The 7,007-nt window shown below is 70.8% G+C and carries 7 protein-coding genes; 3 read left to right on the top strand and 4 right to left on the bottom strand.

The window, feature by feature from the left end:
• The coding region (locus A5673_RS13810; RefSeq protein ID WP_156748196.1) for a PPE domain-containing protein at positions 1-731 on the top strand (731 nt) is incomplete at its 5' end.
• Between the two features lie 28 nt (positions 732-759).
• Here the strand turns inward: A5673_RS13810 and A5673_RS13805 are convergent.
• The 4 genes from A5673_RS13805 to A5673_RS13790 are packed head-to-tail and all read right to left on the bottom strand — an operon-like array spanning position 760 to position 4,649.
• Complete coding sequence (locus A5673_RS13805; RefSeq protein WP_068232927.1) at positions 760-1,407, bottom strand: nitroreductase family protein; 648 nt, start codon at positions 1,405-1,407, stop codon at positions 760-762.
• Complete coding sequence (locus A5673_RS13800) at positions 1,407-2,486, bottom strand: acyl-CoA dehydrogenase family protein (RefSeq protein WP_068232924.1); 1,080 nt, start codon at positions 2,484-2,486, stop codon at positions 1,407-1,409. The genes A5673_RS13805 and A5673_RS13800 overlap by 1 nt, the downstream gene beginning before the upstream one ends.
• A complete protein-coding gene (locus A5673_RS13795; RefSeq protein WP_068232921.1) occupies positions 2,483-3,631 on the bottom strand; it encodes an acyl-CoA dehydrogenase family protein in 1,149 nt (382 codons plus the stop codon). The genes A5673_RS13800 and A5673_RS13795 overlap by 4 nt, the downstream gene beginning before the upstream one ends.
• A 43-nt stretch (positions 3,632-3,674) precedes the next feature.
• Positions 3,675-4,649 carry an SDR family NAD(P)-dependent oxidoreductase gene (locus A5673_RS13790; RefSeq protein WP_068232919.1) on the bottom strand — a complete coding sequence of 325 codons (975 nt, stop codon included), beginning with the start codon at positions 4,647-4,649 and terminating at the stop codon, positions 3,675-3,677.
• Between the two features lie 72 nt (positions 4,650-4,721).
• Between A5673_RS13790 and A5673_RS13785 the strand changes: the two genes are divergently transcribed.
• Entirely contained in the window at positions 4,722-6,509 is a 1,788-nt protein-coding gene (locus A5673_RS13785; RefSeq protein ID WP_068232916.1) for a nitric oxide reductase activation protein NorD, read from the top strand.
• Between the two features lie 48 nt (positions 6,510-6,557).
• The coding region (locus A5673_RS13780; RefSeq protein ID WP_156748194.1) for an AAA family ATPase at positions 6,558-7,007 on the top strand (450 nt) is incomplete at its 3' end.

The raw sequence follows: 7,007 nt of genomic DNA, 5'->3' as shown, positions 1-7,007 counted from the left end.
CCATCGCAGCCAATGAGTTCGACTACGTGGAGATGTGGGCTCAGGACGCGGCCGCGATGCTGGGCTACCACGCTGGCGCGACGTCCGCGGCGTCGACGTTGACACCGTTTGGTGCGCTGCCGGCGAGTTTGACGGGGTTCGCGGGGGTTTCGGCGGTCGTATCGTCGGTGGCCACACAGGCGCAGGTGGTGATGGCGGCGGCGCCCGCCGCGATGTCGGCGCTGCAGTCGCTACCGTTGCAAAATCTGTCGGCGCTCATGTATCCGGCGAGCATGGCGATGTACCCGATGAGCATGATCATGGGCTTGGCCCGCATGGGTGGCACGCCTGGGTTAGCCGGGGCGGCCGCCGCGGCGACGCCCAAGTTGGCAAGTCGGGCGGTGCCTGCGATCAAGCCGTTGGGTGGTGGCGGCCTGCACGCGGCGATGTCGGCGGGTTTGGGTAAGGCCCGGTTGGTGGGGGCGATGTCGGTGCCGCCGGCCTGGCAGGGATCGACTCCGGCACGGATGGCAAGTTCCGCGATGCGGGGGCTGGCCGGGGCGGGTATGCCTACCCCTGCGGCGACGGCCGGCGCGGCGGCGGCCGCTGCCGGTCGCCCGATGCCTTTGCCCATGCCGATGGGTGGGATGGGCGCGGGTGCTGGGGTGCCCGGGGGCATGATGGGCCGCGGTGGGGCGAGTCCGCACGTGTCGCAGAGCCGGCCCAGCGTGGTGCCGCGGACCGGAGTGTGACACACCAATTCTGGTGTGACACAACAATCTAGAGCGGAGGGCCGCCCCAGCCGTCGCGCGCGACGACCTCGTCGAGGGGGCGCCGGCGGGCGGGGGAAAAGGTGCGCCCGGCGCGCAGGCGCCCCACCGGTAGCAGGCAGCCCTGGGTGTAGCCCTCCGGGATGCCGAGCAGGCTGCGGACCTCCTCTTCGCGGTGCAGGTGCAGCGTCGTGATGCAGGTCCCGTACCCGCGGGTGTGCAGGGCGAGCTGAAAGTTCCACACCGCCGGGAAGATCGAGCCGTACAGCGTCGCCTGGTGAAACGACTCGTCGCCGTCGACGCGCGGGAGGTAGGGCGCATAGCAAGGGATCACCAGCAGGGGTACGTCCGCCATGTGCTCGACCAACCACTCCGTCGACGACATGATGCGGCTTTCCGGCGTGCCGGCCGGCAGCAGGTCGGCGAGCAGCTGCCCGCCCACCCGCAGCAGGTAGGCCTCCCGGTACAGCGCGGCGATCCGGGTCCGCAGCGAGGCGTCGGTGATCACCAGCCACCGCCAGGACTGCTGGTTGGAGCCGTTGGCGGCCTGCAGGCCGATGCGCAGGCAGTCCCTTATGTCCCCGAGGTCGACGGGGGCCGCCAAGTCGAGCGACTTGCGCGCCGACGGGGTCGCGGTGAGCAGGTAGTCGATGTCCATCACTGCCGACCTCCCTTGGCAAGGCGCGCACCGAGTTCCGTGAGGTATCGGTCGGGGGCGCCGAGCAGCCCGCTCCAGCTCAACAGGCGCTTGAGATAGAGGTGAGCATCGTGCTCCCAGGTGTAACCGATACCGCCGAACACCTGGATCGCGGTGTCGCCCACGGAGGCCAGCCGCCCGGCGAAAGCCTTGGCCCGCAGCGCGGAGAGGTGCCGCTCGTCGGCGCCGGCGTTGTCGGCGGCCCAGAGCGCGTGAATGACGCCACTGCGGGCGAGCTCGACGGTCTCGTACATGTCGACGCACAGGTGCTGGACCGCCTGGAACGAACCGATGACCTGTCCGAATTGCTTTCTGGCTTTCGCGTATTCGATGGCGAGGTGCATCACCGCCCGCGCCGCGCCGAGCGCGTCGGCGGCCGTCGCGATCAGCACGTCGTCGACCATGGCCGCGACGGCGTCCGACGGCGCCGGGACCAGCCGGTGCGCGGGCACGCCGTCGAGCCTGACGCGAAAGCGCTTGCGGGTCTGGTCGATTCCCGGCTCTTGCGTCACCGAGACCCCGGGGGAGTCGGCCCGCACCGCGAAAAGCCCTGCGCCCGAGGGGTCGTCGGTGAGCACCAGCATGGTGTCGGCCGCCGCGGCGTCGGGCACGCCGGCGATCTCGCCGCGCAGCACGGCGTCGTCGCCCTGCCGAGAATCGAGAAAGCCGACGGTGGCGATGGTGGTCCCGTCGGCGATCCCGGCCAAAATCGTTGCGGCAGCGTCATCGCCGGGGAGCCGGGTCAGTGTGCGCGCCGCGGCGACCGCTGTCGACAGCCACGGGCCCGGGTGCAGCGCGGCGCCGAGCTCCTCGGCGACCACGCCGGCCTCGACCATCGTCATCCCGGCGCCGCCGTGTTCCTCGGGCACCAGCAGCCCGGTCACCCCGAGGTCGGCCAGGCCGCGCCAGACCGGTTCGTCGACGCCGGTCGGATCGTCGAGCAGCTCACGCACGTGCCCCGAAATCGGCGCCTTCTCAGCGAGAAAGCGCCGCGTGGTGTCGCGCAGCGCGGCCTGCTCGTCGGTGAGTTCGAGGTTCATTGTCGCGGTAGCCCGAGCACTCGCTGCGCGGTGATGTTCTTGTTGATCTGGGTCGTTCCGCCCGCGATGGTCAGCGACCGGGAGGTGAGGCGGTAGTTGGCCCACGCGGCGTTGGCGCCGCCGGTCCCGAGCACGTCGAAAGCCAGGGCGGCCATGTCCTGTCCGATCTCTCCCCACACGGTCTTGGCGAGGCTGGCCGACGCGAACGGGTCGCCGCCGTGCAGCGTCGCGGAGATCGACCGCTGGCAGAGCACCTCGAGATACTTGATGCGGACGGCGATTTCGCCGAGGCGCCGCAGGGTCACCGGGTCGTCGAGGGCGCCGGCGTCGCCAGTCGCGATGTCGTCCACCAGTTCTTCCAGCCGCACCTGCATCTCCGCGTACAGCCGCGCCGCCCCGGCCCGCTCGTGGCTGAGCGTGGTGGTCGCCACCTGCCAGCCCGCGTTGAGCGGGCCCAGCAGTGCGTCGGCCGGCACCCGCACGTCGTGAAAAAACACCTCGGCGAAATCCGTGTCGCCGTTGAGCGTGACGAGCGGGCGGACCTCGATGCCGGGCAGCGCCATGTCGACGATGAGGCAGGAGATCCCCTTGTGCTTCGGGGCGTCGGGGTCGGTGCGCACGTACAGCTGACACCAGTGCGCACGGTGCCCCAGCGAGGTCCAGATCTTCTGGCCGTTGACGACGAAGTCGTCCCCATCGCGCACCGCGCGGGTGCGCAAGGCGGCGAGGTCGGATCCCGCTTCGGGCTCCGACATGCCCTGGCACCAGATGTCGTCGGCGCGGATCATGCGGGGGAGCAGCGTCGTCTTCTGGTCCTCGGTGCCGTACGCCATGATGGCGGGGGCGATGTTGTTCATCCCAATGACGTTGAGCGGCATGGGTGCTCGGGCGCGGGTGGTCTCCTCGGTGTAGACCAGCTGCTCGAGAACGGTCGCGCCGCGGCCGCCGTATTCGCGTGGCCAGGAGACCGCGGCCCAGCCCGCGTCGGCCATCGTCCTGCTCCAGGCCCGCAGCAGCTCGATGGCCGCGACGTCGCGGCCGGCCGGCCGGCGCGCGGCCACCAGCTCGTCGGTCAGGTTCGCCGACAGCCAGTCGCGCAGCTCGGCGCGGAACAGTTCCACTTCCGAGGGATAGGAAAAATCCATTTTCCGGGACTTTACGTTTGGGCAGATGGCGGGTCAATAACGGTCAGTCGCCTCGGTGTTCGGGGAATGCGACTTCGGCGTTCCCTGGCATGGCGCTGACGCCGCGCCGCGCACACACTTCCAGTACCTCATCGACGATGGACGCGGGCACGATGAACTTCTCCGTGGACGAGATCTCCTCGAGGTGTTCCTGGATGTCTTCGGCCGTCGGCGCGCCGTCGGCGTCGGCCAGCCAGCCTTCGGCGAGCCCGACGAACACCCGCGCGTAGCGCCCGGCGGCGGCCGAATAGTTGCGGTGGGTGAACGCGCAGGCGGTGCTGGCGAGGAAGGTCACCAGCGGTACGACGAGTTCGGGCCGGATGGCCTGCATGAAGCCGGACTCGGCGAGGAACGTCTCGTCGCCGACGGTCTCGGTGACCATGCGCGAAAAACCGGTGGGCATAACGGAATTGGCGAGGATTCCGTGCGCCTCGCCTTCGATCGCGATCACGTTGGTCAACCCGACCAGGCCGGCCTTGGCCGCGGCGTAGTGGGCTTCCATCGGCTGGCCGAAGATTCCGGCGGAGGACGAGATGAACACGAACCTCCCGCCGCCGCCCTTCTTCATCACGCGATACGCCGGCTGCGCGAGGTAAAAGCCGCCGTCCAGATGCACGCGCAGCATTCGCGTCCATTCGTCGGTCGAGAGGTCCTCGAACGGCACGGTGCCGAAGATTCCCGCGTTGCTGACCACGGCGTCGAGGCGGCCGAACGCGCGCAGCGCCGCGTCGACGATCGCCTGGCCGCCGGTGGGGCTGTCGACCGAGTCGTAGGAGGCGATGGCGGTGCCACCGGCCTTGGTGATCTCGTCGACCACTTCGTCGGCGACGGCGGAGTCGGAGCCCTCGCCGCGCATCGAGCCGCCGACGTCGTTGACCACCACCGCGGCGCCCCGCCGTGCCAGGTCCAGCGCGTACAGCCGCCCGAGTCCGCGTCCGGCGCCGGTGACCACGGCCGCCTGGCCGGTGAAGTCGATCATGCTTCTCCTGATTGACTGCAATTTTGCCGGACTCTACGGTGGAACAGATATTTGGTCAAAGGGAGGTTGAGCGTGGGGGACGACGCTCGCGCCGAGCGGCTGCAGGCCCTGGGCATGTTCGCCTCCGCGCTGGCGGGCCGCGCCACGGCGGTTGCCGGGCTGCGACCGGGTGAACCCCCGTGGACGGACGGCCAGACCATTTACGTCGATGCCGCCACCGATCACCGCGCGCAACTCGAGGCGGTTGCCGTACAGGCATCGATGATCGCGGCGGGCAGCCTGGACCCGGGCGTCGTCCGTCCGCTCGTCCGGCATCCCCGGTTGGCCCGGCGCTACCTGGCCGTCGAGGGGCACCGCGCGCTGGCCGCCGCCGGCGACCTGCTCCCCGGCATGTTGGCGTCGTTGCCCGACCGCGAGATCGCGAGCCGCGGCGACTCGCCCGCGGCGTCGTTGCGAATCGCCAAGGCGCGGGCGAGGATCGACGACCCGCCGGCTGGATTCGGCGTGATCCGTGCAACGAAGGTGCTGGCCGCCCGCCGCGTGGCCGAACAACAGGACCAGGCGAGTCCCGGGCACGTTCCCCGCAGCGGGGGCGCGAGGGAACTGGCGGAGCTCGACGACGGTGAGACCGACGATTCCGACGATCCGGACCTGTTCACCAGTCCGGTGGGCGGGGGCGGCTTCATCGGCAAGTGGCTGAAAAAGATGTTGTCCTCGGCGCGCAAGACCGGTAGCGGCGGCGGACCGCCGGGGGCGGACATCCCGACGCACCGCACGAACTCGGGAACCCGCGGCCCGCACGCCGTGTCGTCGCTCGCGTCGCCCTCGAGCGAGGACACCAACGACGAGGGGGCCACCGCGGCCGCGGACGGCGTGCGGTACCCGGAGTGGGACGCCGCGCGCAAGGGCTACCGGCCCGCGTGGTGCACCGTGCGCGAGGTCGAGCCGACGATCAAGGCGCAGGCGACCCAGGAGATCGACGCCGCCATCGGGGTGCGGCGGCCGCTGTCGCGTCTGGGCATGGGGCTGCACCGCCGCCATCGTCAGTCGCAGGGCGACGACATCGACATCGACGCCGCGGTGGAGGCCCGCGTCGAGGTGCGGGCCGGGTCGGTCCCCGACAAGGCGGTCTACCTCGACAGCCTGCGCCGCCGCCGGGACCTGTCGGTGCTGCTGTTGCTCGACGTGTCGGGCTCGGCGGCCGAGCCCGGAACTTCCGCGCGCACGGTGCATCAGCAGCAGCGCGCGGCCGTCGCCAATCTCGCCGTCGCACTGCACGACCTGGGCGACCGGGTGGCGCTGTACGCCTACTACTCGCAGGGCCGGCAGGCGGTCAGCATGATTCCGGTCAAACGGTTCGACGACCACCTCGACGCCCGGGTGATGAGGCGGCTGAACAGCCTGGAACCAGGCGCGTACTCCCGCCTCGGCGCGGCCATCCGGCACGGCTCGGCCGTCTTGGAGGCGCGCGGGGGAACGGCGCGGCGACTGCTGGTCGTGCTGTCCGACGGGCTCGCCTATGACCACGGATACGAACGGGCCTACGGCGCCGCCGACGCGCGCCGCGCCCTGATCGAGGCCCGCCGCCGGGGGACCGGCTGTGTATGCCTGACGATCGGCGCCGGGACCGACGTGCGGTCGCTGCGCAGAGTCTTCGGCAGCACCGCGCACGCCACGATCGCGCGCCCGGATCAGCTCGCCGGCGTCGTCGGCCCGCTGTTCCGGTCCGCGCTGCGCTCGGCGGAGGTCCGCCGCCGCCCAACTGCCGCGGGCCGGGGGCACCTCCCGCTTGCGGGGGAGCGTGTCGGTACGGCGACACGCCGCGCGCCGCGTACATCTGCGCACGCTGGCGGTCGTTGAAACAAACATCTGTTCCGGATAGGCTCCAATCGACATCGGAAGGAAGCCATGGCCAACGAGTCCGGGGTCGCTCACCGCAACGGCGCGACCCCCGAGGCGGAGAACGTGCGGCCCTACTACCAGGCGATCGGCAACGAGGAAGCCATCTTCAAGGCCGCCTACCGCCAGGGCTTGTCCCTCGTGTTGAAGGGGCCGACGGGGTGCGGCAAGACCCGCTTCGTCGAGGCGATGGCCTACGACCTCGGCCGGCCGCTGATCACCGTCGCGTGCCATGACGACCTCACCACCGCCGACCTCGTCGGCCGGTATCTGCTGCGGGGCGACGAGACGGTGTGGGTGGACGGCCCGCTGACCCGGGCCGTGCGCGAGGGCGCGATCTGCTACCTGGACGAAGTGGTGGAAGCCCGCCAGGACACCACCGTGGTGCTGCACCCGCTCGCGGACCACCGGCGCCAGCTGCCCATCGAACGTCTCGGCATCACGCTGGACGCCGCGCCC

The organism is Mycobacterium sp. E3198, from assembly GCF_001667015.1.
Taxonomy (GTDB): Bacteria; Actinomycetota; Actinomycetes; order Mycobacteriales; family Mycobacteriaceae; genus Mycobacterium.
This window is presented reverse-complemented; position numbering and strand designations above follow the sequence as displayed.

Coding starts and splice junctions, on each gene's coding strand:
- A5673_RS13805 (WP_068232927.1), bottom strand. CDS start 1,407: ATGGACATCGACTACCTGCTCACCGCGACCCCGTCGGCGCGCAAGTCG.
- A5673_RS13800 (WP_068232924.1), bottom strand. CDS start 2,486: ATGAACCTCGAACTCACCGACGAGCAGGCCGCGCTGCGCGACACCACG.
- A5673_RS13795 (WP_068232921.1), bottom strand. CDS start 3,631: ATGGATTTTTCCTATCCCTCGGAAGTGGAACTGTTCCGCGCCGAGCTG.
- A5673_RS13790 (WP_068232919.1), bottom strand. CDS start 4,649: ATGATCGACTTCACCGGCCAGGCGGCCGTGGTCACCGGCGCCGGACGC.